The sequence below is a fragment of the Streptomyces sp. MMCC 100 genome (genome assembly GCF_041538145.2).
Classification (GTDB): Bacteria; Actinomycetota; Actinomycetes; order Streptomycetales; family Streptomycetaceae; genus Streptomyces.
On the sequence record NZ_JBGORK020000001.1, the window covers coordinates 6,565,787 to 6,592,583 of the forward strand.

At 72.6% G+C, this 26,797-nt stretch carries 20 protein-coding genes; 7 read left to right on the top strand and 13 right to left on the bottom strand.

Going from position 1 to position 26,797, the window contains the following annotated elements:
* The first annotated feature begins 115 nt into the window (after window positions 1–115).
* On the top strand, window positions 116–3,934 hold the full coding sequence (locus tag ABS735_RS30245; RefSeq protein ID WP_373902451.1) for a multifunctional oxoglutarate decarboxylase/oxoglutarate dehydrogenase thiamine pyrophosphate-binding subunit/dihydrolipoyllysine-residue succinyltransferase subunit: 3,819 nt from the start codon (window positions 116–118) through the stop codon (window positions 3,932–3,934).
* Between the two features lie 92 nt (window positions 3,935–4,026).
* Here the strand turns inward: ABS735_RS30245 and fxsT are convergent, their stop codons facing one another.
* From fxsT to ABS735_RS30280, 7 genes are all read right to left on the bottom strand, one after another.
* Window positions 4,027–7,029, bottom strand: coding sequence for an FxSxx-COOH system tetratricopeptide repeat protein (fxsT, locus tag ABS735_RS30250; protein ID WP_373902452.1), 3,003 nt, complete (start codon window positions 7,027–7,029; stop codon window positions 4,027–4,029).
* A 61-nt stretch (window positions 7,030–7,090) separates the two neighbouring features.
* On the bottom strand, window positions 7,091–8,227 hold the full coding sequence (locus ABS735_RS30255; RefSeq protein WP_373902764.1) for an FxsB family cyclophane-forming radical SAM/SPASM peptide maturase: 1,137 nt from the start codon (window positions 8,225–8,227) through the stop codon (window positions 7,091–7,093).
* 80 nt (window positions 8,228–8,307) lie between these two features.
* Window positions 8,308–8,460 (bottom strand): hypothetical protein, encoded by a 153-nt coding sequence (locus ABS735_RS30260; protein ID WP_373902453.1) that lies wholly within the window; start codon window positions 8,458–8,460, stop codon window positions 8,308–8,310.
* Window positions 8,457–11,837, bottom strand: a complete 3,381-nt coding sequence (locus tag ABS735_RS30265; protein WP_373902454.1) for an SAV_2336 N-terminal domain-related protein — start codon at window positions 11,835–11,837, stop codon at window positions 8,457–8,459. Before ABS735_RS30265 ends, ABS735_RS30260 begins: the two co-directional genes overlap by 4 nt.
* 3 nt (window positions 11,838–11,840) lie before the next feature.
* The gene (locus ABS735_RS30270) at window positions 11,841–12,839 is read right to left on the bottom strand and encodes a MoxR family ATPase (RefSeq protein ID WP_373902455.1); all 999 of its coding nucleotides are present in this window, start codon (window positions 12,837–12,839) and stop codon (window positions 11,841–11,843) included.
* A 178-nt stretch (window positions 12,840–13,017) separates the two neighbouring features.
* Window positions 13,018–14,976, bottom strand: coding sequence for a VMAP-C domain-containing protein (locus ABS735_RS30275; RefSeq protein WP_373902456.1), 1,959 nt, complete (start codon window positions 14,974–14,976; stop codon window positions 13,018–13,020).
* Window positions 14,969–15,328: a CU044_2847 family protein gene (locus ABS735_RS30280; RefSeq protein WP_373902457.1), complete on the bottom strand. Its 360-nt coding sequence runs from the start codon at window positions 15,326–15,328 to the stop codon at window positions 14,969–14,971. The genes ABS735_RS30275 and ABS735_RS30280 overlap by 8 nt, the downstream gene beginning before the upstream one ends.
* 189 nt (window positions 15,329–15,517) lie before the next feature.
* On the opposite strand from ABS735_RS30280, the gene ABS735_RS30285 reads away from it, so the two are divergent.
* Window positions 15,518–15,700: a DUF6104 family protein gene (locus ABS735_RS30285; RefSeq protein WP_003961784.1), complete on the top strand. Its 183-nt coding sequence runs from the start codon at window positions 15,518–15,520 to the stop codon at window positions 15,698–15,700.
* Window positions 15,701–15,924: 224 nt separating this feature from the next.
* On the opposite strand, the gene ABS735_RS30290 is transcribed toward ABS735_RS30285, so the two are convergent.
* Window positions 15,925–16,782, bottom strand: coding sequence for a hypothetical protein (locus ABS735_RS30290; protein WP_373902458.1), 858 nt, complete (start codon window positions 16,780–16,782; stop codon window positions 15,925–15,927).
* A 137-nt stretch (window positions 16,783–16,919) separates the two neighbouring features.
* Between ABS735_RS30290 and ABS735_RS30295 the strand changes: the two genes are divergently transcribed.
* Both ABS735_RS30295 and ABS735_RS30300 read left to right on the top strand, forming a co-directional pair.
* Window positions 16,920–17,870: a DUF4097 family beta strand repeat-containing protein gene (locus ABS735_RS30295; RefSeq protein WP_373902765.1), complete on the top strand. Its 951-nt coding sequence runs from the start codon at window positions 16,920–16,922 to the stop codon at window positions 17,868–17,870.
* A 1-nt stretch (window position 17,871) separates the two neighbouring features.
* Window positions 17,872–18,954: a PadR family transcriptional regulator gene (locus ABS735_RS30300; RefSeq protein WP_373902459.1), complete on the top strand. Its 1,083-nt coding sequence runs from the start codon at window positions 17,872–17,874 to the stop codon at window positions 18,952–18,954.
* A gap of 79 nt (window positions 18,955–19,033) precedes the next feature.
* On the opposite strand, the gene ABS735_RS30305 is transcribed toward ABS735_RS30300, so the two are convergent.
* From ABS735_RS30305 to ABS735_RS30320, 4 genes are all read right to left on the bottom strand, one after another.
* Window positions 19,034–19,600 (bottom strand): Clp protease N-terminal domain-containing protein, encoded by a 567-nt coding sequence (locus tag ABS735_RS30305; RefSeq protein ID WP_373902460.1) that lies wholly within the window; start codon window positions 19,598–19,600, stop codon window positions 19,034–19,036.
* Window positions 19,600–19,809: a helix-turn-helix domain-containing protein gene (locus ABS735_RS30310; RefSeq protein ID WP_373902461.1), complete on the bottom strand. Its 210-nt coding sequence runs from the start codon at window positions 19,807–19,809 to the stop codon at window positions 19,600–19,602. The genes ABS735_RS30305 and ABS735_RS30310 overlap by 1 nt, the downstream gene beginning before the upstream one ends.
* A gap of 127 nt (window positions 19,810–19,936) precedes the next feature.
* Window positions 19,937–20,902 (bottom strand): zinc-binding dehydrogenase, encoded by a 966-nt coding sequence (locus tag ABS735_RS30315; protein WP_373902462.1) that lies wholly within the window; start codon window positions 20,900–20,902, stop codon window positions 19,937–19,939.
* Between the two features lie 388 nt (window positions 20,903–21,290).
* The gene (locus ABS735_RS30320) at window positions 21,291–22,520 is read right to left on the bottom strand and encodes an NAD(P)-dependent malic enzyme (protein ID WP_373902463.1); all 1,230 of its coding nucleotides are present in this window, start codon (window positions 22,518–22,520) and stop codon (window positions 21,291–21,293) included.
* A gap of 503 nt (window positions 22,521–23,023) precedes the next feature.
* Between ABS735_RS30320 and ABS735_RS30325 the strand changes: the two genes are divergently transcribed.
* The 3 genes from ABS735_RS30325 to ABS735_RS30335 are packed head-to-tail and all read left to right on the top strand — an operon-like array spanning window position 23,024 to window position 25,899.
* Window positions 23,024–24,121, top strand: coding sequence for an ABC transporter substrate-binding protein (locus tag ABS735_RS30325; RefSeq protein WP_373902766.1), 1,098 nt, complete (start codon window positions 23,024–23,026; stop codon window positions 24,119–24,121).
* Between the two features lie 30 nt (window positions 24,122–24,151).
* Window positions 24,152–25,093, top strand: coding sequence for an amino acid ABC transporter permease (locus tag ABS735_RS30330; protein ID WP_373902464.1), 942 nt, complete (start codon window positions 24,152–24,154; stop codon window positions 25,091–25,093).
* Window positions 25,094–25,146: 53 nt separating this feature from the next.
* Window positions 25,147–25,899, top strand: a complete 753-nt coding sequence (locus ABS735_RS30335; protein WP_373902767.1) for an amino acid ABC transporter ATP-binding protein — start codon at window positions 25,147–25,149, stop codon at window positions 25,897–25,899.
* An 81-nt stretch (window positions 25,900–25,980) separates the two neighbouring features.
* Here ABS735_RS30335 and ABS735_RS30340 read toward each other — a convergent pair whose 3' ends face one another.
* Window positions 25,981–26,778: a class I SAM-dependent methyltransferase gene (locus ABS735_RS30340; protein WP_373902465.1), complete on the bottom strand. Its 798-nt coding sequence runs from the start codon at window positions 26,776–26,778 to the stop codon at window positions 25,981–25,983.
* Window positions 26,779–26,797: the final 19 nt, after the last annotated feature.

Genomic DNA, 26,797 nt, shown 5'->3' on the forward strand with positions numbered 1-26,797 from the left:
GCGATGTGACTTACACGACGATGAACGGGCCCGGTCTGACCTTCGGGGTCGTCAAGGCGTAGCCTTGATTCCCGCTGTCCACCATCTTGTGAAGCGGAAGAGGGCGGTTCTCGCCGTGTCGCCACAGTCCCCCAGTAACTCGAGCATCTCGACCGACACCGACCAAGCGGGCACCGCGGGAAAGAACCCCGCGGCCGCGTTCGGTGCCAATGAGTGGCTCGTCGACGAGATCTATCAGCAGTACCTCCAGGATCCGAACTCCGTGGACCGAGCCTGGTGGGACTTCTTCGCCGACTACAAGCCCGGAGCGGCGGCCCAACCCGCCTCCGGCGCGGTGACCACGGACTCCGGCAGCACGCCGCAGGCCGCCCCCGCCCCGCAGGCGCAGCCCTCCGCTCCCGCCCAGCCGAAGGCGGCCGCCCCGGCGCCCGCTCCCGCGAAGCCGGCCGCGCAGCCCGCCGCTGCCGCGCCCGCCGCTCCGGCCGCGAAGCCCGCCGCCGCGCCGGCCAAGCCCGCCGCCAAGCCGCAGGCGAAGGCCGCGCCCGCCAAGGACGCCGCCGCGCCCGAGGGCCCGGAGATGGTGACCCTGCGCGGCCCGGCCGCCGCGGTCGCGAAGAACATGAACGCCTCGCTGGAGCTGCCCACGGCCACGTCCGTGCGCGCGGTCCCGGTGAAGCTGCTGTTCGACAACCGCATCGTCATCAACAACCACCTCAAGCGCGCCCGGGGCGGGAAGATCTCCTTCACGCACCTGATCGGCTACGCGATGGTGCAGGCCATCAAGGCCATGCCGGCGATGAACCACTCGTTCGGCGAGAAGGACGGCAAGCCGACCCTGGTCAAGCCGGCCCACATCAACCTCGGCCTCGCCATCGACCTGGTCAAGCCCAACGGCGACCGCCAGCTGGTCGTCGCGGCGATCAAGAAGGCCGAGACGCTGAACTTCTTCGAGTTCTGGCAGGCCTACGAGGACATCGTCCGTCGCGCCCGCGACAACAAGCTGACGATGGACGACTTCACCGGCGTCACCGTCTCCCTGACCAACCCCGGCGGCCTCGGCACCGTCCACTCCGTGCCGCGCCTGATGCCCGGACAGTCGGTCATCCTGGGCGTCGGCTCCATGGACTACCCGGCGGAGTTCCAGGGCACCAGCCAGGACACCCTGAACAAGCTCGGCATCTCGAAGGTCATGACGCTCACGTCGACCTACGACCACCGGGTCATCCAGGGCGCCGCCTCCGGCGAGTTCCTGCGCCAGGTCGCCAACCTGCTCCTGGGCGAGAACGGCTTCTACGACGAGATCTTCAAGGCGCTGCGCATCCCCTACGAGCCGGTCCGCTGGCTCAAGGACATCGACGCCTCGCACGACGACGACGTCACCAAGGCCGCGCGCGTCTTCGAGCTGATCCACTCCTACCGGGTCCGCGGCCACGTCATGGCCGACACCGACCCGCTGGAGTACCAGCAGCGCAAGCACCCCGACCTGGACATCACCGAGCACGGGCTCACCCTGTGGGACCTGGAGCGCGAGTTCGCGGTCGGCGGCTTCGCCGGCAAGTCCCTGATGAAGCTGCGCGACATCCTCGGTGTGCTGCGCGACTCGTACTGCCGCACCACCGGCGTCGAGTTCATGCACATCCAGGACCCGAAGCAGCGCAAGTGGATCCAGGACCGCATCGAGCGCTCGCACACCAAGCCGGAGCGCGAGGAGCAGCTGCGCATCCTGCGCCGGCTGAACGCGGCGGAGGCCTTCGAGACCTTCCTGCAGACCAAGTACGTCGGCCAGAAGCGGTTCTCCCTGGAGGGCGGCGAGTCCGTCATCCCGCTGCTCGACGCGGTCATCGACTCGGCGGCCGAGTCCCGCCTGGACGAGGTCGTCATCGGCATGGCCCACCGCGGCCGGCTGAACGTGCTGGCCAACGTGGTCGGCAAGTCGTACGCGCAGATCTTCCGCGAGTTCGAGGGCAATCTCGACCCGAAGTCGATGCACGGCTCCGGCGACGTGAAGTACCACCTGGGCGCCGAGGGCACCTTCACCGGCCTGGACGGCGAGCAGATCGCGGTCTCGCTGGTCGCCAACCCCTCGCACCTGGAGGCGGTGGACCCGGTCCTGGAGGGCGTCTCGCGCGCCAAGCAGGACATCATCAACAAGGGCGGCACGGACTTCACCGTCCTGCCGGTGGCGATCCACGGCGACGCGGCCTTCGCGGGCCAGGGCGTGGTGGCCGAGACCCTGAACATGTCGCAGCTGCGCGGCTACCGCACCGGCGGCACGGTCCACGTCGTCATCAACAACCAGGTCGGCTTCACCGCCGCCCCGGAGTCCTCGCGCTCCTCGATGTACGCCACCGACGTGGCCCGCATGATCGAGGCCCCGATCTTCCACGTGAACGGCGACGACCCGGAGGCCGTGGTCCGCGTCGCGCGGCTCGCCTTCGAGTTCCGCCAGGCGTTCAACAAGGACGTGGTGATCGACCTCATCTGCTACCGCCGCCGCGGTCACAACGAGTCGGACAACCCGGCCTTCACCCAGCCGCTGATGTACGACCTGATCGACAAGAAGCGCTCGGTGCGCAAGCTCTACACCGAGTCCCTCATCGGTCGCGGCGACATCACCCTGGAAGAGGCCGAGCAGGCGCTCCAGGACTACCAGGGTCAGCTGGAGAAGGTCTTCACCGAGGTCCGCGAGGCCGTCTCGCAGCCGTCGGCCGCGGAGCCCTCGGACCCGCAGGCCGAGTTCCCGGTCGCCGTGAACACCGCGGTCAGCGCCGAGACCGTCAAGCGGATCGCCGAGTCCCAGGTCAACATCCCGGACCACGTCACCATCCACCCGCGTCTGCTGCCGCAGCTGCAGCGCCGCGCGGCGATGGTCGAGGACGGCACGATCGACTGGGGCATGGGCGAGACCCTCGCCGTCGGCTCCCTCCTGCTGGAGGGTGTGCCGGTCCGTCTGACGGGCCAGGACTCCCAGCGCGGCACCTTCGGCCAGCGCCACGCGGTCGTCATCGACCGTGAGACGGGCGACGAGTTCACGCCGCTGCTGTACCTGTCCGAGGACCAGGCCCGGTACAACGTCTACAACTCCCTGCTCTCCGAGTACGCGGTGATGGGCTTCGAGTACGGCTACTCGCTGGCCCGCCCGGACGCGCTGGTGATGTGGGAGGCGCAGTTCGGCGACTTCGTCAACGGCGCGCAGACGGTCGTGGACGAGTTCATCTCGTCGGCCGAGCAGAAGTGGAACCAGACCTCAGGCGTCACCCTGCTGCTGCCGCACGGCTACGAGGGCCAGGGCCCGGACCACTCCTCGGCCCGCCCGGAGCGCTTCCTGCAGCTGTGCGCGCAGAACAACATGACGGTCGCGATGCCGACCCTGCCGTCGAACTACTTCCACCTCCTGCGGTGGCAGGTGCACAACCCGCACCACAAGCCGCTGGTGGTCTTCACCCCGAAGTCGATGCTGCGCCTGAAGGCCGCGGCCTCGAAGGCGGAGGAGTTCACGACGGGCCAGTTCCGCCCGGTCATCGGCGACGACTCGGTCGACCCGGCCGCCGTCAAGAAGGTCGTCTTCACCGCCGGCAAGGTCTACTACGACCTGGACGCCGAGCGGAAGAAGCGCGGCCTGACGGACACGGCGATCATCCGCATCGAGCGCCTGTACCCGCTGCCGGGTGCCGAGCTCCAGGCGGAGATCGCCAAGTACCCGAACGCCGAGAAGTACCTGTGGGCCCAGGAGGAGCCGGCGAACCAGGGTGCCTGGCCGTTCATCGCGCTCAACCTGATCGACCACCTGGACCTGGCGGTCGGCGCCGACGTCCCGCACGGCGAGCGCCTGCGCCGCATCTCGCGGCCGCACGGCTCGTCCCCGGCCGTCGGTTCCGCCAAGCGGCACCAGGCCGAGCAGGAGCAGCTGGTGCGCGAGGTGTTCGAGGCCTGAGGCTTCGCACGAGCCTGACCGCACAGGCCTGACCACCTGACCGAAGGGGCCGGTCCCGGCAACGGGGACCGGCCCCTTCGGGGTTCCGCGGGTCAGATCGGCTGGGGTTCGAAGTCCCAGTAGGGGTGCCGCCGCTCCTGGATCTCCCGGATCTGCGGGTGGCCCGCGCCGAGCAGCGCGGCGAGCCGGGTGCCCACGTCCCGCCGCAGGGCCTCGGCCTCCTCGCGCTCCCCCATGTCGGCGAGGTCGAGCGCCAGTCCGGCACGGAGGCTGACGGTGAGGATGTGGTTCTCGCCCAGGGCGCGGGCGGAGCGGGCACAGGCGTCCCGGCCCAGGGCGGCCGCGGCCTCCTTCTCCCCGGCGCCGGCCAGCGCGGCCACCTCGTTCTTGGCGGAGCCGACGGACCACGGATGGTCCCGGCCCACCGCCTTCTCCATCTGCGCCGTGCACTGCCGGGACAGCTCAAGAGCGCCGCGCGCGTCGCCCGTCTCACGCATGATCACCGCCACGTTGTCCCGGGCGCCCACGGTGTACGGGTGGTCCTCGCCGAGCTGCGCCGCGTAGTGCGCGGCGGTGGCCTCGGCCAGGCCCCGGGCCTCCTCCGTCTCCCCCAGCTGGCGCAGCAGCATCGCGTAGTCGCAGGAGACCAGGAGCGTCTCGGGGTGCAGGGTGCCGCGGCGGCGCAGCAGCTTGCGCCGCACGCCGCGCATCATGGCGTGGGCGAACTGCAGGTCGCCCACCCGGCGGGAGCACAGGGCGAGATTGTGTTCCGCGTGCAGGGTCTGGCTGTGGTTGCGGTCGAGGACCTGGCTGTGCAGCCGGGAGTTGTGGCCCTGGATCTCCAGCGCCTCGCGGTAGTTGCCGAGCAGCCGCAGCATCCAGGCGGTGCGCAGTGCCGAGTTGAGTGTCAGCGCGTCCTTGCCGCCGAGGAGTTCCACCCGGGCCTCGAAGATCCTGCGGTGCAGGGCGAGCGACTCGGCGTAGTGGCCCTGGAGGCCGAGGGCCATGGCCAGGTTGCTGCGGACGGTGAGGGTGCGCGGGACCTGTTCGCCGCCCAGCTCGACGGCCGCGGTCTCGGCCGCCTCCTCGAACAGGGCGCGGGCCTCCGCGTACCGGCCGAGGGCCATCAGCGTGCCGCCCAGCCCGTCCTTGGCGCGGATCATCTCGATGGGCCGCACGCTGCCCGCGGCCCTCAGCCGCCGGACCGTCTCCCGTCCGGTCGCCTCCGCCTCGGTGTACCGGCCCAGCCTGCGCTGCATGTTGGCGAGCTGGTGGACGGCGACCAGGACGGCCCGGTCGGTGTCCGCGGTGGTCTGGCGCCAGCGGTCCACGGCGCGCCGGCTCAGCCGCCGGCCCTCGTCGTACTCGCCGCGCATCCGCAGGTACTCGATGCAGTTCAGGACGAGGTCCCGGACGTCCTCGTCGTCCGAGTCGAGGGCGCCGGAGGGCTCCAGGTGCGGGATGAGCGCGGCGTAGCGGGCCCAGTTGCCCGGCGTGGAGGAGTCGCGGGGGTCGGCGGAGACCAGGAGCCGGCGGGCGGCGGCGAAGTGACGTTCGGCGTCCTCGGGCGACTGGACGTAGCGCACGAAGCGGTGGAAGAGCCGGTGCATGCGCAGCGTGCCGACGGTCTGGGTGTCCAGCCGCGGCCCCTGTTCGTACTCGATGCGCATCGAGGTGACCTCGGAGAGCTTGCGCAGCGCGGAGTTCCAGCTGCTGGGCTCGGCGGCCAGGTCCGCCAGCTCCGGCGGCAGGTCGGTGTGCCGGGCGGTCTGCAGCAGCCGTACCGGGACCACCTCGGGCGAGAAGCAGACCAGCAGGTTGAGCAGGTGCCAGGCGGGCTCGAAGCCCTCGCGCAGGGTGTTGAGGAGCTTGGCCCAGGCGACCTGGAAGGACTCCGGATAGTCCCGGGACGGCATCACGCCGAAGCGGTCGGGACGGCCGTCGCGGATGTCCCGCACGTACTCGTCGACGGACATGGCCGGATTGGTGTCGAGCCACGCGGCCGTCTGGTCGAGCAGCAGCGGCATGTCCTCGACGGCGTCGGCGAGCCGGTCGGCCTGGCCGGCGTCCAGCCGCTCGGTGCGCCGGCCCACGAACGCGACGCTCTCCCGGCGTTCGAAGCCCGCGACCGGGAGGGTCTCCCCCTGCGCCGCCCATTCGCCGCGGTGCGTGGTGACCAGGACGTGCCCGCGCCCCTCGTCGGGGATGAGGTCGATCACCTTGTCCGGGTCGCCCGCGCCGTCCAGGACCAGCAGCCAGGGACGGACCGTGCGGCCGAGCTCCCGGCGTACGGCCTTGATGGTGGCCGCCAGGTCCCCGCCGTCCCTGAGGCCCAGTTCGGGCGCCAGATCGGCGAACTGCTGGCGGGCGGTGACGCGCTGCGCTGCGGTGATCCACCAGACGACGTCGTACTCGCCGGCGAAGCGGTGGGCGTACTCCAGCGCCAGCTGTGTCTTTCCCACGCCTCCGGGTCCCCGCAGGGCCAGGGTGGCTCCCTCGGGCCCGGCGCCGGCGAGAGCCCCGTACATCTGCTCCAGGAGCTCGGTGCGGCCGATGAAGCGGCGGTTGCGGCGGGGGACGCGCCAGACCTCCGGCGGATCGTCCGGGAAGCGCGGGCCGCGGCGCAGGTCGACCAGGACGCCGGGGGCCGGGATCGCCGCGCACTCCAGTACGCGGGTGCGGGCCACCTCGGGGCGCAGGCCGCGCAGTTCGACCGGCGCGAGCGGGGCGACCTCCGCGGGCATCGGCTGCGCGGTGACGCTCACGGCGGCGATGCGTTCGCGGAAGGAGGGCAGCACCTCGCGCAGCACCGCCGCCCAGGCCTCGAACCGTTCGGCTCCCAGCCGCTCGTACCAGTCGTCGATGACGAGCAGGATGCGGCCCGGCGCGCCGAGCAGATCGGTCAGGGCGTGCGCGGCCGGCGGCCGGCGCAGCGGGTTCCACCGCACCAGGGTGGTGGTGCGGCCGGCGGCGCGGACCTGGTGGTCGATCCACTTGGCCCAGGATTCGCTCTGCCCGGCGAAGACCACCGTGACGTGTACCGGCTCCGTCACCATCTCGCTGTCCCCTCGGCCGACCTGGTCACGACTGAGCACAGGTTAGTCAATTGTGCGTCAAAGCGACCTGGTTCGCGCGGAGTTGGGCGTGACGTTCGGCTCACGTGGCGATACGGACGGTGTGTTCCAGCCGGTGCGCGACGTGCCGGACCAGCCGCTCCAGATCGGCGCAGTACACACTCGGGTGGCGGAATCCGGAGCCGGGCGCGTACCGGTGCACGTAGTTGCCGCCCCCGCAGACCCGGCCGACCGGGCAGGCACGGCACTCCTCGCCCAGGGCCCGCTCGCCCGACTGGCGTGCCGCTATGCCCGGGTGGCGCAGGGCCGTGTCGAAGGAGTTCCGGAACACGTCGAGCCCGGTCTCGGCGGCGCCCCGGTAGGCGGTTCTGAGCGAGTCGACCTGCTCGATCGCGCCGTCCGTCTCGACGACGACGGCGGCCACCGGCGACAGGCCCACGGCCTCGGCCCGGCTGGGCGCCCCCAGCAGCAGGGCGACGATCTCCTGGAAAAGCCGTACTCGGGTGCGCAGCCGGCCCGCGTCCCACCAGGCGTCGAAGACCGTGGCCAGCCAGTCCCCGTAGGGCGTGGCCCCGGGCCGGTGCCGGCCGGGCGGCCCGCCGCGCAGACCCGGCGGTGGGTTTCCCCAGTTGGCGTGCGGCAGGAGGAGGTCCAGGCGGGGCGGGACCAGCTCCAGCAGCGAGTGGTAGACGTCCAGCGGATCGGCGGCGAGGTCCACGGTGCACAGGATTCCGGCGTACGCCTGCGGGTGCGCGGCGAGCCTGCGGGCGGCCGCGAGGGCGGCGGGCCAGGCGGGCCGGCCCGCGTGGTCGGTCCGGCGTGCGTTGTGGGCCGCGCGGCCGCCGTCGAGGCTGAGGCCGACCCGGATGCCGTCCTCGCCGAGCTGCTCCAGGCCGCGGTCGGTGAGCCGGGTGCCGTTGGTCTGCACGGTGGCGGTGATCCGGCAGTCGTCGGGCACGGCCCGGCGGACGGTACGGACGTAGTCCCTCACCGGTGCGGGGCCGGCGAGGAGGGGTTCACCGCCGTGCAGTTCGACGCGGATGTGGTCGAGGCCGTGGGCGGTGACGTGCTCGGCGACGCGGGCCGCGGTGTGCTCCATGACGCGGGCGCCGACGCGGGCCGGGCGGTCCCGCCAGCCGTCGTCCTGGCCGCGGTAGAGGTAGCAGTAGGTGCAGTCGAGGTTGCAGCGGCCGTGGACCTTGAGGACGAACTGCCGCAGCGGTGTGGGGGCGTGGTGGTCCGGGTCATCGGGCCGGGCGCGGGGCCGGCCGGGGCGCGAGGACGGCCGGGGGCGGGCCGTCACGGGGCGTCCTCGTAGTAGGCGACGACGGTGGTCTCGCCGTCGCGGGCGTGGAGTTCGGCGAGGACCGCGGCGAGCACCGGGTGGTCGGAGCGGGCGGGGCGGTGGAGTTCGGGCAGGGGTGTCTCCGTCTCGTCGGTGGGGTGGGTCACGCGTCGGCCGTTCCGGAGGTGAGGCGGGCGATGTCCGCGCGGAGCCGCTCGGCGAGCCCGGCGTCGGTGGTGAGACGCAGGGCCTCGCGGTAGTCGGCGAGGGCGGTGCGGTGGCGGCCGGCTCGTTCCCGGATGTCGGCCCGGCCGCGCAGGGCGAGAGGTACGACCGCCCTGGCACCCGGTCCGGCCTCACGGGCGTATTCCAAGCCTCGCGTGTAGTACTCCACGGCCTTGTCGGCGTGGTCGGCGGTGCCCAGTCGTGCGTACAGCTGCACGGCCACGGTGCCGCGCCGCAGCAGGTACAGCGCCTGGAACCGCGGCTGCTCGGCGGAGCCGCGGACCGCCTCGCCCAGCAGCCAGTCGGCCTCGTACAGGTCGGACAGCACGTGTTCGCGCTGGAAGCGTCCGATGTGCGCGTCGGCGAGCAGGGACCGGCGGTAGGGCAGTTCGGGGTCGTCGGGGAGGGTCCCGTCGACGGCCCGCCGCAGCAGGTCTACGGCCCGGTGGGTGTCCCGGGCCGAGTCGTGGTGGCCGGCGCGCTTGCTCAGGGCCTCGCCCCAGTCGGTCAGGACGGCCGGCAGCCGGGGGTCGTCCTCGCGCAGCAGCCGTACGACCGACTCCCAGGTGTCGACGGCGAGGTCCAGCGAGGCCGGGTCACCGGTGCGTTCGTGGCTCTCCCGGTGGGCGCTCGCGGCGCGGGTGCGGCACTCGACGCGCAGTTCCTCGTCGTCCCCGGCGGCCTCCTGGGCCCGCTCCAGCGCGTGGACCAGCAGGTCGAGGTCGCCGCCGCCCTCGGTGCCGGTCCCGGCGAGGTCCACGGCGGACGCCACGTCCAGCCAGACCCGGCAGCGTTCGGTGTCCGGCAGGTCGTGACCCTCGCTCAGCACCGCCATGAAGTCCTCGGTGGCCGAGGTGGCCGCGTCACGCGCCCGGTCCGTGTCGTCGGCGGAGAAGGGGAACAGGCCCTGCCCGGCGAACTGCCGGGCCAGTTCCAGCCAGAGCCGGGCCCGCTCGGTGCGGGCGTCGGCGGAGACGGACAGCTCGACCGCGGTGGTCGCGGCGTCGAGGGCGTGGTGCAGGTGGGCGACGTACCACTCCTGCGGGTCGGCGGCCGCGGTGTAGGGACCGCCGGGCCCATGCCCGTCCGCGCCCACGAGCGCGATGAGGCCGCGCAGGTTCGACAGGGCGAGGCCGGCGTAGTGACGCTGGGAGTCGCTCTCGTCCTCCGCGTCCAGAACGGCGGCGAAGTCCTGGTCGGCCAGGTACAGCAGGACCGCCCGGGCGAACTCCGCGGGATCGTGCTCGCCGTGCGCGGCGGCGTCGGCCGCCCATGACCGCAGGTCGTCGGTCACCCCGGGGAAACCGATGCCCTCCTCGCGCACCGCGGTCGCCTGGGCCGAGCAGACCATCCCGCGGACGAACCTCCCCTGCCCGGTGAGCCCCCGGGCGTCCGCCACGGCCTCCCACGCCTCCCGCAGGTCCTCGCCGTCCGCGCCCACGTGCCACCGGTCCAGCAGGCACTCCGCCAGCAGCTCCGCGGCCGCCGCGCGCCGCTCGCCCGCGCGGGCCACCGCGAGCGCCCGGCGCAGACTTTCGACGGCCGCGTCGAGTTCGCGGGTCAGCCCCTCCGTCTGGAAGCGGGCGTACGCCTCGCGGCCCCGCTCCAGCAGCTCCTGCGCGCCGGCCGCGGGTCCGACGACCGTCCTCGGCGTCCGGGCGCCCAGCTCCCGCAGCACGTCCGCCGACACTTCGGCGAAGGCACGCAGACCGGGTGGTTCGGCCGTGCCGGGGCCGGTCGCGGAGCCGGTCACGGGTCCGGTCACGGGGACGAGTCGCTCGCCCGGGGTGACCGCGCCGCGCAGGAACGCCCCGGCCAGGGCGGGGAAGTTGCGCACACTGCGGCCGTAGCGGCGCTCCACGTACTCGGAGCAGTGCTTGAGCAGCAGCTCGACGTCCTCGACGGTCAGCCGGGACCGCAGCTCCGTGGCGACGCCCGGCAGGAAGCGGTACCGCACGGCCTGCGGGTCGTCGGTGTCCTGCTCACGGCGCAGCAGCCCGCCGAGGAGCACCTCGGACAGGACGTCGGGCCCGCTCCCGGCGAGCATGGCGTGCTGGACCAGCTGCATCACCGGCAGCTGGAGCGGCACCGCCGACAGGTACACGGCGAGACGGCGCGCCTCCGGGGAGGCGGGGCGCAGGAAGGCCCGGACCCGCTCGGCTCCGTCGACGTCCTCGGCCGCACGCACGGGCGCCGAGGAGGCGGGCTGGTCGGCGCGCACCCAGCCCGCGGCGGCTGCCAGGGACTGACCGGTGGCACCGGACACGAGCCGCGCCCAGCCCTCCACCGAGGGGCGGCGCAGCGCCAGCACGGGCACCGGCAGCGCGCCGCGCTCGGCCGCGCCCCGGTCGGGGCGGAACTCCAGCGCCCCGGCCGGACCCTCGCGCCGGTGCAGCATCCCGCGCCGGGCCGGCAGATGGGTGCGGGCCCACATCCGCTGCGGCAGCGGCTGGGCGACCGCGACGGGGGCGGTCGCCGCCCAGCGGTGCAGCAGACGCTGCATGCGGCCGCTGCGCCACATCGGTCCGGCGCAGTCGCTGAGCACCAGGGTCACGCGGCGCCCGGTCGGGTCGCTGAGCTGCTCGGGCGCGTGCAGCGGGCCGCCCGTCCGGGGGCGGGAGGAACAGCCGGGCCGGCCGCCGGGGCCTTCGTGCAGGTACTGCACCTGCAGCTCGCGGAACGCGCCGGCCCGGGCGCAGACCTGACGCAGTTCGTCCAGGGCCTGCTGCCAGACCACGGTGGAGGTCGACACGTCCATCAGGAGCAGCAACCGGGCCTCGCGACGCCGGTCGGTGCGCAGCACGGGCAGCACGAGCCCGGACTCCGCGGCCCGTTCGGCGGTGGCCCGTTCGTCCAGGGTGCGCGGGACCGGGCGTACGGGGGCGCGGTAGCGCTGCAGCGGGCGCAGGCCGCGTTGCAGGGCGAGGGGTTCCGGCAGGACGGGTGCGGCCGGGACCCGCACGGGTGCCGGCCCGTCGCCGGTACCGCCCTCGACGCTCGCGGGGCCGTCGCCGCCGGGGGCGAACAACCAGGCGCCCTCCGAGGGCGGGGTCTCGCCCCGGTCCGCGGACTGCCTGTCCGCCGGGGCCCGCGGGGACGTGGCGGGGGGACCGCCGGGCGGCGCCCCGGTGGTGCCTCCGGTGCCGGAGCCGTCCCCGGTCGCCGCGGCGGCGGGGGCGGGCAGCCAGCGGGCCAGCCACAGCGCGTCCGCGAGTTCCTCGACGCCCGGCCCGATCCCCGCGTCCCGCATGCGTGCGACCAGCGTGGCGAGCACGGGCGCCGCGGCGTCGGCGGGGGTCGGGGATTCCTGGGCGGCCATCGGCTACCGCGGCCCGCGGTCCAGGGGCTGCATGAGGAGGTCCGAGATCTCCTCGCGCCGGTGCGCGGCGTCGCGGGCGGCGTACTGGGCGAGGAAGATCGCGTTGAGCAACTGGTCGGTGGGCCGCAGCGCCCCGTCCGTCTCGGCGCGGGCGAACTGGTCCACGATGTCACGGTTGTCGTCGTAGGCCCCCGGGCCGAAATGGGCCTGCACCAGGGCGGCGAGGCGTTCCTCGCGCGGGGCCCTCAGGTCGAGCGGGATGCAGCGGCGCAGCAGCGGGGCGGGGAACTCGCGCTCGCGGTTGCTGGTCATGACGACGAACGGAAAGGCCCGGCACTGCACCCGGCCGTCCGTCACCGCGACCCGCCTGCCGTCGTCGGTGAGGACCTCGACGACCGGGGTGCGGTCGGCGATCCGCTCCAGTTCGGGGAGGGCGAACGCGCCTTCCTCCAGCACGTTCAGCAGGTCGTTGGGCAGGTCGATGTCGCTCTTGTCCAGCTCGTCGATGAGCAGGACGCGGGGCCGGTCGGCCGCGAGCAGCGCGGTGCCGAGCGGGCCGAGCTTGATGTACCGGCCGATGTCCGGGGAGCCCTGTCCGTCGGGCAGCTGGGCGTCCTGGAGGCGGCCGATGGCGTCGTACGTGTAGAGCCCGTCCCGCAGTTCGCTGCGGCTGACGACCGGCCACTCCAGGACCCGGCCGAGGCCGAGTTCGTGGGCGATGGAGTGGGCCAGCGTCGACTTGCCGACGCCCGGTTCGCCGGTGACGAGCAGCGGGCGGCGCAGATAGAGGGCCGCGTTGACCAGTTCGAGGGTGCCGGGGTCCTGGATGGGCAGCGGGACGGTGCGCGCGCCGAGCCTGCGCCGGGTGGAGGACCCGAGGTCCGGCACGTCGTAGTCCACGACCGGGGTGTCGAAGGCCCGCCAGGGGGGCGGGGCGGGCAGCTGCCTGATCCGCTCGGGATCCGGCTGCCCGGTGCCCCGGTAGATGAACCACTCGCTCATACGGTGCTCCTCGTCGACGGTCGGTGGTTGTCCACGGCCTGGCCGACTAGGGCGTCGCGCACCCACAACGGGCCCCTGGAAATGTACCCGCGCCCCACCCGGGAACCAGCGCATTCCGGCCAGTCACGACGTCCCGCGCGGCGCGTGCCCGGCGCGCACCGGGCCGCGTGTCCGGGGTTCACAGGGGGGCGTCCAGCGTCCCGCCCTCTTCGGAGGGCAGGGGCCGGCGCGGATCGTCGTAGAGGAGGGCCATCGGCTCGGCCCAGGCATGGTCGGCCCGCAGTTCGCTGATCTCCTGGCGCACGTGGCGTATCCGGTCCGGCAGTTCGGCGAGGTTGCCGAGCGTGCCGAGGAGTTCCTCCGCCTTGGCGTAGAGGGTGTCGCACGACTCGGGGCAGACCCGGGAGGAGTGGCCGTCGACGTGCCAGAGGGCGACGCCGTGACCGCTCTCGAGGGCGAGCCTCATGGCGGTGCGGCCGGGGTCGCGTCCGGCCGGCCGGCACATGACCGGTATGAGGTCGCAGGCGGCGTCGCGGTAGCCGCGGGCCCCGGGGAAGTCGCCCTGCCCCGGGGTGCGCCAGCCGCTGAAGCGCTGCTGGGTGGTCATGGCCTGCCAGCGCTCGGTCCAGAGTTTGTCCGGATCTCCCCGGCGCTCGAGGGCGCGCAGTACCACCCTGCGGCGCGCCCCCAGGTGACCGGCGTCGTTGAGTTCGGCGATGTCGTCGAACCGCCACCGGTGCACGGCCGTGTCGAAGTGTTCGACGGGGAGGGCGACTTCGAGGGGCACCGGCCGGTCCGCCTCGTCCTTGGCCCGCAGCAGCCGGCCCAGCGGCCCGCGCAGGGCCTGGACGAGACCGGCGGGGTCGTGTCCGTGGACGGAGCCGTCCACCTCGTGGAGTTCGGGCTCGCCCTGGCCGTCGTCGTACCAGATCTGCCAGAAGAACCGGGCGGGCCGCGCGCCTATCACCGGGTCGAGCAGGACGGTGACGGTCGCCCCCTCGCCCGGCCCCGGGTAGGGGATCACGACGCGCTCCGGCGCGGTGTCGGGGGCCGGGCGCAGGGCATCGGGGAGGCTCACGTCGCTGACGAGGGCGTGGAAGGGCCGGCGCGGTTCCCGGCGCAGCCGCGTGGCGATCCACCGGCCGAGGGCGGTCGCGTCGCTGCCCCGGGCGGCCGTGTACAGCTCGACGTACTTCAGGTAGCGCAGGAAGGTCAGTGCTTCCAGCGGGCGGGCGCCCTCGTAGAGCAGTCCCGCGCCGTCCCGCCAGGTCAGCAGCTCGGGGGTGCCGCCCGGCCAGGTGTTGCGGCTGCGCGCCTTCTTCGCGAGCAGTTCGACGGTGGGCGCGTCCGGCGGCGGGGGCAGCTCGGCGAGCAGGCGCAGCGCGTCCCGGCGGTCGGCGGGGGTCCACTGCTCGCCGGCGCCGACCGGGGGCCCGCCCTGGAGGTCTATCCAGTTGTCCCCGGCCGGGGACTGCGGCTCGTCGCCGTGCCAGCGGTCGTGCGCGGCCAGCACCGTCCGGTACGTCGGTCCGAAGCGGCGCAGGGCGGAGATGGCGACGGCCTTGCCGCCGTCCTGCTGCTTGCGGCGCGATTTGACCAGCCCGATCACGGCTCCCGTCTCCGGGTCGACGAGCGGGCCGCCGGAGACCCCGCCGGGGAAGTCGATGTCGGGCTTGATGATCAGTCCGTGCCGGTCCTGGTGCCCGTTGATCTCGGCGTCGACGATCCGGAAGTGCGTCTCGGGCGGTCCCGGGTGGTAGCCGCACACCTTGAGGGCGCCGGAGTGGAGCACGGCCCGGTCGGCGAGCCAGACGCACTCGTGCTGGTGCTCCTCGGGCTCCCCCGCCAGCCGCACCAGGGCCAGGTCCTCCTCCAGGGGTACGGCCTGGCGGCGCGGGTCGGTGAGCAGCCACTGCTCGAGGCGGGCCTCGGCGTCGACCCCTTCGCCGCGCACCCGGAAGACGGCGCCGGGGTCCGCCGCGAGGTGCGGGCGCAGTACGTGGGCGGCGGTGAGGACCCAGCCCGGCGCGACGAAGAAGCCGCTCCCCCACAGCGGCGCACCGTCACCCCGGGCGGGCAGCAGGTGGACGGTGGCGGCGCGGGCGAGTTCGTAGAGGCGGTCGTTGCCCTCACTCATGCGCGGCCGGCACCCGCGCGCCCGTCTGCCCGTCGGGCCGGTCGAACTGCCAGGTGAGCGTGACCTCGAGCGATGCCTTGGTCTCGCCCCGGGCGAGCACGGCCACGGCCAGTCCCTCCTTGGCGGTCAGCTCCACGCCGAAGGTGATGGCGGCCTCGCTGGGCCCGGCGGCGCGGGCCGCGCTCAGCACCGAGGAACCGACCCCGGTGATCAGCTCCTGGAGCCGCTCGACCTTGGCGACGGCCGCCTCGGTGAAGCCGACGTCCTCCTGGTCGTCGTACCCGTCCGCCTCGCCGATCCGGGCGGTGACCACCGTCCCGTCCGGCAGCCGCACGTCCTGGATGTGGCTCATTCCGCTCCCCCGTCGAGCCCGCCGCGCCCAAACCGGGCACGGTCACCGGTCACTTGACCCCGACGAGGCTAATACCCAGCCCGGCCGCCCGCGACCCCCACCCGCAAGCCGGAGGAAGCGGCCGGGCCGTACGCACTACCCTGGACGGGTACGCCGTGGGGTCCGCCCCACCCGCATCAGGAGCATGAGTTGTACTTCACCGACCGAGGCATCGAGGAACTGGAGAAGCGGCGCGGCGAGGAGGAGGTCACCTTCGAGTGGCTCGCCGAGCAGCTGCGGACCTTCGTCGACCTGAACCCTGACTTCGAGGTGCCGGTGGAGCGACTGGCGACGTGGCTCGCGCGGCTGGACGACGAGGACGAGGACGAGTAGCGCGCCGCGCACGCACAGGACGCGTAGGCACGCCGCGCACGGACGGGGAGGCGTTAGGCACGCCGCACACGGACGAGGGAGCGTAAGCACCGCGCTGCACGGACGAGGACGCGTAGGCGCCACGCCGCGCACGGACCAGGACGCACAGGCGCCACGCCGCGCACGGACCAGGACGCACAGGCGCCACGCCGGCGCACGGACGCGTGGGTGTCTTCTGGGCGCCGTCAGGAGCGCCTGGAGAGGCCGTACGCCGTCCCGAGCGCGCCGTGCGTGATCAGCAGCGCCCCCGCCGTGGTCCAGCCGCCGCTGCGGCGCCGCAGACCCCAGGCGGTGAGCGGCAGGCCCACCGCCATCTGGGCCAAGGCCAGGGCGCGGGCCCCGGGGCCGCCCACCCAGGGCGTCCAGGCGGCCAGGCGGCTCTCGTCGGCGGTCGGGCGGCGTCCGGCGGCGTCGGTCCGGAGGGCGCCGGGGAGGGCGCGGGCGGCCGTGCCGAGGCGGTCGGCGCCTTCGCCGGGGACGAGTCCGGCGGGGAGGGTGATCCCCGCGCGCGCAAGCACCGCGAGCAGCCCGCGCAGCCTGGCCCGGGCACCGGCACCGGCCCCGGCTCCGGCGTCCCGACCGAGACCGTGACCGTGACCGGCATCCGGATCGGGCCGGGTGAGCCGGTCCAGCGACTGGACGTCCAGGACCGGGTCGAGGCCGAGCCGGGCGGCGAACGTACGCATCGCCTCGTCCTCACCGGCCGGCGTGCCGTCCGCGAGCCACACGTAGCCGACGGGGCGGCGGAAGCCGGAGGCGAGGGTGTATCCGGCCCGGTCGGCGTCCCACCACAGGGCGAGCACCGGCCAGGGAGCGCCGACGGCGAGCGCCGCGGCCCAGCCGGTGACCACACGGTCGACGGGCTCCCTGCCGTCGCGCCAGGGCCCGCCCTCCGGCACGAGCGCGCTCCATCCCTCGCCCGCCCGGACCAGCGGCATCCGCTCGCCGAGCAGTGGAGCGACGGCGGCGACGGAGTCCGGCTCGGCGCGGCAGAGCAGCAGGGCCCCGGGAGCGGGAGCGGACATGGGCTCTTCCGTCGACATAGGGACAAGCTAGGGCACATCGGTTCGGTCGGCCGATCGTCGATCACCAGAACGGGCGTCTTGACTTTCCGTGCCCGCGATATATCGTGAATTGGCAAGGACGCGATATGGCGCGTTCGGTCGAGGAGGTCGTCACCATGTCCGAGTGGTCCGTCACCGAGCCCAGGAAGCTCACCTTCGACGAGCCCGTGAGAGGACTCCACGTACGCATCGTCGGTGGAACGGTGAACGTGGTGGGCACGGACGAAGGTTCCGCCCGTCTAGAGGTCTCCGAGATCGACGGACCACCCCTGATCGTGACCCACCGGGACGGCGTGCTCACGGTGGCCTACGAGGACCTGCCCTGGAAGGGCTTCCTCAAGTGGCTGGACCGCAAGGGCTGGCGCCGCACCGCGGTGGTCTCCCTGGCGGTGCCGACCGGCACCCGCGTGGAGGTGGGCGCGGTCAGCGCGGCGGCCGTGGTCTCCGGTCTCGACGGATCCGCCGAGGTGAAGGGCGTCTCCGGGGACACCACGCTGGTGAGCCTCGCGGGCCCGGTCCGCGCCGACACCGTCTCGGGGAACGTGGAGGCCCAGGCCCTCACCGGCGACCTGCGCTTCAACTCCGTCTCCGGCGACCTGACGGTGGTGGAGGCGGGCTCCTCCGTGCGGGCCGACTCGGTGAGCGGTTCGATGATCGTCGACCTGGACCCGGCCGGCGGCCCCACCGACATCAGCCTGAACAGCGTCTCGGGCGAGATCGCCATCCGGCTCCCCCAGCCGGCCGATGCCCAGGTCGAGGCGAACACGGCCAGCGGCATGGTCAGCAGCGCCTTCGAGGACCTCCGGGTGGGCGGCCAGTGGGGGGCCAAGCGCATCACCGGGCGACTCGGCGCGGGCAACGGCCGGCTGAAGGCCACCACGGTCTCCGGCTCGATCGCCCTGCTCCGCCGCCCGGCGACGGAGGACGCACCGTGGGAGCGGGAGCCGCAGGACACCGGCCCGGCGGACGACGCGCGGGGCGGCTCGGGGGACAATTCCGCTTCCGTCCGGGATCAGGGCGCCACCGGCGCCCCTTCCGACGGCACGACCGACAAGAAGGTGCTCTGACATGCCCCCCGTCTTCGCCCACGGCCGCCTCCGCCTCTATCTCCTCAAGCTCCTGGACGAGGCCCCGCGTCACGGTTACGAGGTGATCCGGCTCCTCGAAGAGCGCTTCCAGGGCCTGTACGCCCCGTCCGCGGGCACGGTGTACCCGCGCCTGGCCAAGCTGGAGGCGGAGGGCCTGGTCACCCACACCACCGAGGGCGGCCGCAAGGTGTACGCCATCACGGACGCCGGCCGCGCCGAGCTGGCCGACCGCAGCGGAGAGCTGGCCGACCTGGAGCTGGAGATCCGGGAATCGGTCGCCGAGCTGGCCGCCGAGATCCGGGCCGACGTACGGGGCGCGGCCGGCGATCTGCGGCGGGAGATGCGGGCCGCGGCCACCGCGGCCCGCCGGGGCACCGGTTCCGGGGCACACGACGAGGGGAGCCCCCTCGGCGGTGCCGGGGACACCGACGAGAAGGAGGCCTGGCGGGCCGCCAAGGAGGAGATGCGGCGCGTCAAGCAGGAGTGGAAGGAGCAGGCCCGCCGCGCCAAGGACGAGAGCCGCCGCGCCCGTGACGAGGCCCAGCGGGCCCGGCGCCAGGCCAAGGAGGCCCAGGAGCGGGCCCGGGCCCAGGCGCAGGAGGAGGTCCAGCGCATCGCCCAGCGCGTGCAGGAACAGGTGCAGGACCACTTCTCGCGGGGCGACTGGCCGACGGGACTGCGCGAGGGCCTGAGCGAACTGGCCAAGGAGGTCGGCGACTTCGGAAAGGACTTCGGGAAGGAGTTCGGCAAGGACTGGGGCTTCGGCCGCACCGACACCGGGAGCGCCGCCCCGCGGACCGAGCGCTCCCCCGGTCCCGAGTACTCCGTCACGCCCGAGGACTTCCCCGCGGGATACGCCCCGAGCTGGGCCCACGAGGACGCCGCGGAGTCCACCGGCGACCCGGCCCGCGACCTGGACCGGCTGCTCGACCGCTTCCGGGACGACATCCGCGACGCCGCCCGAGACCACGGTGTGACGGCCGACCAGTTGCGCGACACCCGCCGCCGCCTGTCGGAGGCCGCAGCGCACATCGGGGTGCTCCTGCGGACACCGAAGGGCTGAGTCGGGTACGGCGCCCCGCCACTCCCTCAGGGGCGCCGCACACCGGCGGACGACCGGTCGCGCGGAAGTGAAGCGCCGGTCAGGCGCAGGCTTCCCCGGCTCCGTCGCCCAGCACCCTGGTCAGCGACTCGTGGGTCACCCCGTGGTCGGCGAGCACCTCGGCCGGCACGCCGGGGCGGAGGACCAGGGCGAGGAGGATGTGCTCGTCCCCGATGTGGCGCTCACGCCGGGCGACGGCGACCCGCAGCGCCTTCTCCAGTACCTCCTTGGCCCCCCGGCTGAAGCTGCGGTGCCCCGACCACAGGCGCCTGCCCTTCCGGTCGTCGGCGGACATCGCGCCCACGCCATGGGCCTCCTCCACCCGGGCGACGATCTCCCCGACGTCGACCCCCAGTCCGGCGAGGGCATCGGTCTCGGCCTGCGACAGCCCGGCACGTCGCCGCGCGTCCCGCAGCGCCTGCCGTACCTCTTCCCGACGCTCGCCGACACCGAGTGCCGCCAGCGCGAAGGAGGCGCGGCTGCCCTCTCGGTCCAGCAGGGCGAGCAGCAGGTGCTCGGGCACGACGGTATGCGCCCGCGCCTCTTCGGCGTGCCCGACGGCGCCCTGCACGACCGCCCGGGCGTCCTTCGTGAATCGCTCGAACATCAATGCCTCCCGTACTTCTTGTGCACGGCCTGCCTGCTGACCCCGAGTTCCGTGGCGATCTCCTGCCACGACCAGCCCTGCCCGCGCGCGCTGCGCACCTGTACCGCTTCCAGTTGCTCCACCAGCTTTCGCAGGGCGGCGACGGCCCGCAGCCCGATCCGGGGATCGCGGTCACCCGCCCGCGTGGCGAGATCCGTTGCTTCACTCATGCAGTCAACTTAGGTTGACACCAGGTTTATGTCAACACTGGTTGACATGCCGAGGGCCAGGCGGTGCACGCGAACGGCGGGCCCGGAGAACCGGACCCGCCGCATCTGGAGGAACTGGGCGAAGGCGTCAGGAGTTGCTGAGCACGATCTTGCCGAACTGCTCCCCGGAAGCCATCCGCTCGAACCCCTCGCGGGCCCGGTCCATCGGGAGCACCTCGTCGATGACGGGCCGCACACCGGTGGCGGCGCAGAAGGACAGCAGGTCCTCCAGTTCGTCCTTGGAACCCATCGTGGAGCCGACGACCTTGAGCTCCAGGAAGAAGATCCGGGTCAGCTCGGCGTGGGAGGGCCGGTCCCCGCTGGTGGCACCGGAGATGACCAGCGTGCCGCCGGGCCGCAGCGACTTGATGGAGTGCGACCAGGTGGCGGCGCCCACGGTCTCGATCACGGCGTCGACCCGCTGCGGCAGCCGCGCACCGGTCTCGACGGCCTCGACCGCGCCGAGTTCCAGGGCCCGCTTGCGCTTGGCCTCGTCCCGGCTGGTCGCGAAGACCCGCAGCCCCGCCGCCTTGCCGAGCACGATCGCGGCCGTGGCCACCCCGCCGCCGGCGCCCTGCACCAGCACGGAGTCACCGGGACGCACCCCGGCGTTGGTGAACAGCATCCGGTACGCCGTCAGCCAGGCGGTCGGCAGACAGGCGGCCTCCTCGAAGGAGAGCTCCTTGGGCTTGGGCAGGATGTTCCAGGTCGGCACGGCGACCTGCTCGGCGAACGTCCCCGGGTAGCGCTCGGTGAGGATGGAGCGGGGCTCCTCGGGGCCGACCCCGTGACCGGTCTGGCCGATCACGGAGTGCAGGACGACCTCGTTGCCGTCCGCGTCGACCCCGGCGGCGTCGCAGCCGAGGATCATCGGCAACCGGTCCTCGGGGAGGCCGACGCCGCGCAGGGACCACAGGTCGTGGTGGTTGAGGGAGGCGGCCCTGACATCGACGACACTCCAGCCGGGCCGGGCCTCGGGAGCCGGAAGCTCTCCCAACTCCAGGCCGGCCAGCGGCTGGTCGCGGTCGATTCGGGCGGCGTAGACAGCGAACATGACCTTGACGATAGGTTCCACACCGCCCAACCGGAACCACAGCGCCGTGTGACACACCCCCTCTTGCCCCACCCCCGGACTGCGGGCAGTCGCCGTACCGCCGTCGCTGCGGGCAGTCGTGCCGCTGGGGCGATGGGGTCCCCTCGCTCGAGCGAAGCCGAGAGTGGGGGAGGGTGGGCGCTGGGGGTACCTCCCAGGCCGTTCAGGCACTGGCGGAGGCACCCGGCCGGCGCCGGTCAGCGCACCCCACCCCCAGCCCAGCACCAGCGCACACGCACACGCACACGCACCCGCCGTCCGACGGCCGCGCCCGCACGCACGCACGCAAAGCCAAGCGGCCCCGTCCGCCAAGGACGAGGCCGCTCACCGCACCGCAGGAGTCACACCGTCACCGGCGCGCGACCCCCTCCGCCCGAGCCGCCGCAGCCACCGCAGCCGTGACCGCCGGCGCGACCCGCTCGTCGAACGGGGACGGAATGACGCAGTCCGCGGCGAGGTCGTCCCCCACCACGGAGGCCAGCGCCTCGGCCGCCGCGAGCTTCATGCCCTCGGTGATCCGCGACGCCCGCACCTGCAGCGCGCCCGCGAAGATGCCCGGGAACGCCAGCACGTTGTTGATCTGGTTCGGGAAGTCCGAGCGCCCCGTCGCGACGACCGCCGCGTACTTGTGGGCGACCTCCGGATGCACCTCGGGGTTCGGGTTGGCCATCGCGAAGACGAACGCGCCCTTCGCCATCGAGGCCACCGCCGGCTCCGGCACCGTACCGCCGGAGACACCGATGAAGACATCGGCGCCCGCGAGGGCCGCGTCCAGCGAGCCCGACAGCCCGGCCTTGTTGGTGAAGGAGGCCAGCTCCTGCTTCACCGGCGTCAGGTCGTCCCGGTCGGCCGAGACGACGCCCTTGCGGTCGGCGACCGCGACGTCCCCGATGCCGGCCTCCACGAGCATCTTGGCGATGGCGACCCCGGCCGCGCCCGCGCCCGAGATCACCGCCCGCAGCTCACCGAGCGCCCGTCCGCTCAGCCGCGCCGCGTTCCGCAGCGCCGCCAGCGTCACGACCGCCGTGCCGTGCTGGTCGTCGTGGAAGACCGGGATGTCGAGGCGCTCCTGGAGCTTGCGCTCGATCTCGAAGCACCGCGGCGCCGAGATGTCCTCGAGGTTGACGCCGCCGAAGGAGGGCGCGAGCCGGACCACGGTCTCGACGATCTCGTCGGCGTCCGTGCAGTTCAGGGCGATCGGGACCGCGTCCACGCCGCCGAACTGCTTGAAGAGGATGGCCTTGCCCTCCATCACGGGAAGGGAGGCCTCGGGCCCGATGTCCCCGAGCCCCAGCACCGCCGTACCGTCCGTCACGACCGCGACGACCGACGACTTCCAGGTGTAGTCGTGGACGAGGTCGGGCTGCTCGGCGATCGCGCTGCACACTTTCGCGACGCCGGGCGTGTACGCCAGGGACAGGTCTTCCTTGTCGCGGACCGGCACGGTGGCCTGCACGGCCATCTTGCCGCCGCGGTGCAGCGCGAACGCGGGGTCGAAGGAGTCGAGCGGCTCGGCGCCCGCCTCCTGCTCCGCACTGGCGTCGCTGTCGCTGCGAGGATTGACGATCTCCGCTGCCACTTTGTCTTACCCCTTAAGAGTTCATGGATTGAGGGTTTGTCCACTCCTGGTGAGGAATGGGCGGGCACCGCACAGGGAGATGGCTGTCTGGGCCACGAGGACCCTGCGCGACGGACGCGCCGCACACGCGCCCTGAGCCCCTGATGAGGGGTGTAAAGAACCTTCTTACCCGACGGACCGCCCCCGCGACGAGTCCGATAAGCGCAAGCTCACATGCCGGACCCCGAACGCCGCATGTCGGTGACATGGCTCATAGCCAGGGTTCCGGACAACCTCCCGGCACCCCTTGACAGACCTGCGAACGCCACCTTCGGCGACCCAGCTCACCCGCAATCCATGTTCGGATAACGAGAAATTCCGTAGATCTTCCGGCCGGAAGGGCAGATTCCCGCAAAGGTTCGGTCGTGATGTACCGACCTGGTGCGGTTCGGGGGGTGACCCGTTATCCGATTTTGACATGACGGCCCCCCTGAACGGCCGAGTCCGAATGGCAAGATGCCGTAATCACACGAGGTCGCGGCACTCGAAGGTGTGTGCTCTCGTCGACCCACGACGCCGGTCGGTCTCCGGCCGGCGTCCGTCCCACCGGAACTCCACCGTCCCCATCGGCTACTCCCTCATCCGCCGGAGGAACCACCATGACCGCACGCTCCACCCGTCGTACGACCGCCGCGCACTCCCGGCTAGCAGCGCTCGGTGCGATCGCGGTCGCAGGCGCCCTGCTGCTCACCGGATGCGGCGACCAGACCGAGAGCGGCGATTCCGGCAGCAGCGACACCCAGTCCTCGAGCGGCGCTCCGCTGGCGGACAAGCTGCCGCAGTCGATTCGCGACAAGGGCACCGTCAAGGTCGGCTCCGACATCGCGTACGCTCCCGTCGAATTCAAGGACGACTCCGGCAAGACCGTCGGTATCGACCCCGACCTCGCGGACGCCCTGGGCAAGCAGCTCGGTGTGAAGTTCGAGTTCGAGAACGGCACCTTCGACACCCTGATCACCGGTCTGCGCTCCAAGCGGTACGACATCGCCATGTCCGCGATGACCGACACCAAGGACCGCCAGGAGGGCATCGACGCCGACACCGGCAAGAAGGTCGGCCAGGGCGTCGACTTCGTCGACTACTTCACCGCCGGTGTCTCCATCTACACCAAGAAGGGCGACGACCAGGGCATCAAGACCTGGTCCGACCTGTGCGGCAAGAAGCTCGTGCTCCAGCGCGGCACGGTCTCCGAGGACCTCGCCAAGGCCGAGAACGAGAAGTGCCCGGCCGGCAAGAAGATCTCCATGGAGGCCTTCGACAACGACCAGCAGGCCCAGACCCGTCTGCGCGCGGGCGGCGCGGACGCCGGCTCCTCCGACTTCCCGGTCGCGGCGTACGCGGTGAAGACCTCCGGCGGCGGCAAGGACTTCGAGATGGTCGGCGAGCAGGTCGAGGCCGCGCCGTACGGCATCGCGGTCGCCAAGGACAACACGCAGCTGCGCGACGCCCTGAAGGCGGCGCTGGACGCGGTGATCGCCAACGGCGAGTACAAGAAGATCATGGACAAGTGGGGCGTGGCGGAAGGCGCCGTCACCCAGGCCACCGTCAACGGCGGCAAGTGACCGCGCGGCGGGCGCTGAAAGGCAACATCCGTGACTGTTGACATCGACAAGACGGCGGGCGGCCCGGCCGACACCCCGCCGACCCCGCCGGAGGCCATCAAGGCCATCCCGGTCCGGCACTACGGGCGCTACGTCTCCGCGGTCGTCGCGATCGCGCTGCTGGTCGCGGTCGTGTACGCGTTCTCCCAGGGCAAGATCAACTGGGGCGCGATCCCGGACTACTTCTTCGACGACCGTGTCCTGACCGGCATGGGCAAGACGCTGCTGATCACCGTCCTGGCGATGCTGATCGGCATCGTCGGCGGCATCCTGCTCGCCGTGATGCGGCTGTCGAAGAACCCGGTGACCTCGTCCATCTCGTGGTTCTACATCTGGTTCTTCCGCGGCACGCCGGTCCTGGTGCAGCTGGTCGTCTGGTTCAACCTCGGCCTGGTCTTCGAGTACATCAACCTCGGCCCGTTCTACCGCGACGAGTGGTCCGACTTCATGACGCCGTTCCTGACGGCGCTGCTCGGCCTCGGTCTGAACGAGGCGGCGTACATGGCGGAGATCTGCCGCGCCGGCCTGCTCGCGGTCGACGAGGGCCAGACCGAGGCGGCGCACGCGCTCGGCATGAGCCACGCCAAGACGCTGCGCCGGATCGTGGTCCCGCAGGCGATGCGCGTCATCGTGCCGCCGACGGGCAACGAGGTCATCAACATGCTGAAGACGACCTCACTGGTGTCGGTCGTCCAGTACGCCGAGTTGTTCCGGGTCGCCCAGGACATCGGCCAGACCTCGGGTGCCCCGGCCGAGATGCTGTTCCTGGCGGCGGCCTGGTACCTGCTGCTGACTTCGGTCTTCAGCATCGGCCAGTACTACCTGGAGCGGCACTACGCCCGAGGCTCCAGCCGCCAGCTGCCACCGACGCCGTGGCAGAAGGTCAAGGCGAACATGTTCTCCCTCGGCCGCCCGAAGGGAGGCATGGCATGACCGAGAAGATCGGCAAGACGGACGGTGCCCGCGTGCGGGACTCCGCCGTCCCCATGGTCAAGGCGGAGGGCGTCCACAAGTCCTTCGGCGCCGTCGAGGTCCTCAAGGGCATCGACCTGGAGGTGAAGCAGGGCGAGGTGTTCTGCCTCATCGGCCCCTCCGGCTCCGGCAAGTCGACGTTCCTGCGCTGCATCAACCACCTGGAGAAGATCAACGCCGGACGTCTGTACGTCGACGGCGAGCTGGTCGGCTACCGCCAGAAGGGTGACAAGCTCTACGAGCTCAAGGACAGCGAGGTCGCCCTCAAGCGCCGGGACATCGGCATGGTCTTCCAGCGCTTCAACCTGTTCCCGCACATGACGGCCCTGGAGAACGTCATGGAGGCGCCGATCCAGGTGAAGGGCATGAGCAAGGCCCAGGCCAGGGACCGCGCGCGGGGGCTCCTGGAGCGCGTGGGCCTGGGCGACAAGGCCGACAACTACCCCTCGCAGCTCTCCGGCGGCCAGCAGCAGCGCGTCGCCATCGCGCGGGCCCTGGCGATGGACCCGAAGCTGATGCTGTTCGACGAGCCGACCTCGGCGCTCGACCCCGAGCTGGTCGGCGACGTCCTCGACGTCATGCGCGACCTCGCCGAGTCCGGCATGACGATGGTCGTCGTCACCCACGAGATGGGCTTCGCCCGCGAGGTCGGCGACAGCCTGGTCTTCATGGACAACGGCGTGGTGGTCGAGTCGGGCAATCCGCGCGACGTCCTGACCGATCCGCAGCACGACCGGACGAAGGCGTTCCTGTCCAAGGTCCTCTGAGGCCGGCGCAAGGTCCCCCCGGGACCGCGTGAGGAGGGGCGGTACGGATCTCCCGTACCGCCCCTCCTCGCTGTCATGAGCTCACTTGACGGCCAGCAGCAGGGTGTCCGACGGCGAGCACCACACCGGCCGCGCCTCGCCGAAGCCCTTTTCGCGCAGTACGCGCGCGTGCCACGCCGCCGAGGGCATCTCGCCGTCGGCGTGTTCGCCGTAGATCTCGAAGCGGCGGGCGGTGGGCCCGGCGAGCACCGGGTCCTTGGCGGCGAGCTGCCACCACTCGGACCAGTCCAGCGCGCCCTCGCCCTTGGCCGCGTCCATCCGCGCGTGGCGCTGCGCGCGCTCGGCCGCGTTGATCCGGGGCGTCGTGTCGTCGATCATGTGGTCCGCGTTCATGAAGACACCACCGTCGCGGACCAGCTCCGCGACCCGACCGTAGAGATCCGCGAGGGGCTCGGCGTGGAACCAGTGCAGGGCCGTGGCGGTCAGCACGGCGTCGTACGTGTCGTACGGCAGCTTCGCCGGCCAGTCGGGGTCCTTGAGGTCGGCGGTGACGAAGGAGACCCGCTCGTCGCCCGCGAAGGTGCCCTCGGCGATGGCGAGGAGCGCGGGGTCGAGGTCCACGCCGGTGCTCGTGGCCTGCGGGAACCGGGCGAGCAGCCGGGCCGTGATGGTGCCGGTGCCGCAGGCCAGGTCCAGCACGCGCGGCGCGGGGCCGACGAGCGCCTCGACCATGTCGAGCATGATCCCGAACCGCTCCTCACGGTCCGGCATGTACCACTCCTGCTGCCGGTCCCAGCTCCGCTGCCACGCCTGCCAGTCGGCTCCCCCCGCGGTGGTTGTCGTGGTCGTGGTGGTCGTGGTGGCGTCCGCGTCCGTCATCGAGCCCCCTCCGTGCCTA

What these genes read in the sequence shown, in the direction of transcription:
- ABS735_RS30265 (WP_373902454.1), bottom strand. Translation starts at nt 11,837, where the DNA reads ATGGCCGCCCAGGAATCCCCGACCCCCGCCGACGCCGCGGCGCCCGTG.
- ABS735_RS30270 (WP_373902455.1), bottom strand. Translation starts at nt 12,839, where the DNA reads ATGAGCGAGTGGTTCATCTACCGGGGCACCGGGCAGCCGGATCCCGAG.
- ABS735_RS30275 (WP_373902456.1), bottom strand. Translation starts at nt 14,976, where the DNA reads ATGAGTGAGGGCAACGACCGCCTCTACGAACTCGCCCGCGCCGCCACC.
- ABS735_RS30280 (WP_373902457.1), bottom strand. Translation starts at nt 15,328, where the DNA reads ATGAGCCACATCCAGGACGTGCGGCTGCCGGACGGGACGGTGGTCACC.
- ABS735_RS30290 (WP_373902458.1), bottom strand. Translation starts at nt 16,782, where the DNA reads ATGTCGACGGAAGAGCCCATGTCCGCTCCCGCTCCCGGGGCCCTGCTG.
- ABS735_RS30295 (WP_373902765.1), top strand. Translation starts at nt 16,920, where the DNA reads ATGTCCGAGTGGTCCGTCACCGAGCCCAGGAAGCTCACCTTCGACGAG.
- ABS735_RS30300 (WP_373902459.1), top strand. Translation starts at nt 17,872, where the DNA reads ATGCCCCCCGTCTTCGCCCACGGCCGCCTCCGCCTCTATCTCCTCAAG.
- ABS735_RS30305 (WP_373902460.1), bottom strand. Translation starts at nt 19,600, where the DNA reads ATGTTCGAGCGATTCACGAAGGACGCCCGGGCGGTCGTGCAGGGCGCC.
- ABS735_RS30310 (WP_373902461.1), bottom strand. Translation starts at nt 19,809, where the DNA reads ATGAGTGAAGCAACGGATCTCGCCACGCGGGCGGGTGACCGCGATCCC.
- ABS735_RS30315 (WP_373902462.1), bottom strand. Translation starts at nt 20,902, where the DNA reads ATGTTCGCTGTCTACGCCGCCCGAATCGACCGCGACCAGCCGCTGGCC.
- ABS735_RS30335 (WP_373902767.1), top strand. Translation starts at nt 25,147, where the DNA reads ATGGTCAAGGCGGAGGGCGTCCACAAGTCCTTCGGCGCCGTCGAGGTC.
- ABS735_RS30340 (WP_373902465.1), bottom strand. Translation starts at nt 26,778, where the DNA reads ATGACGGACGCGGACGCCACCACGACCACCACGACCACGACAACCACC.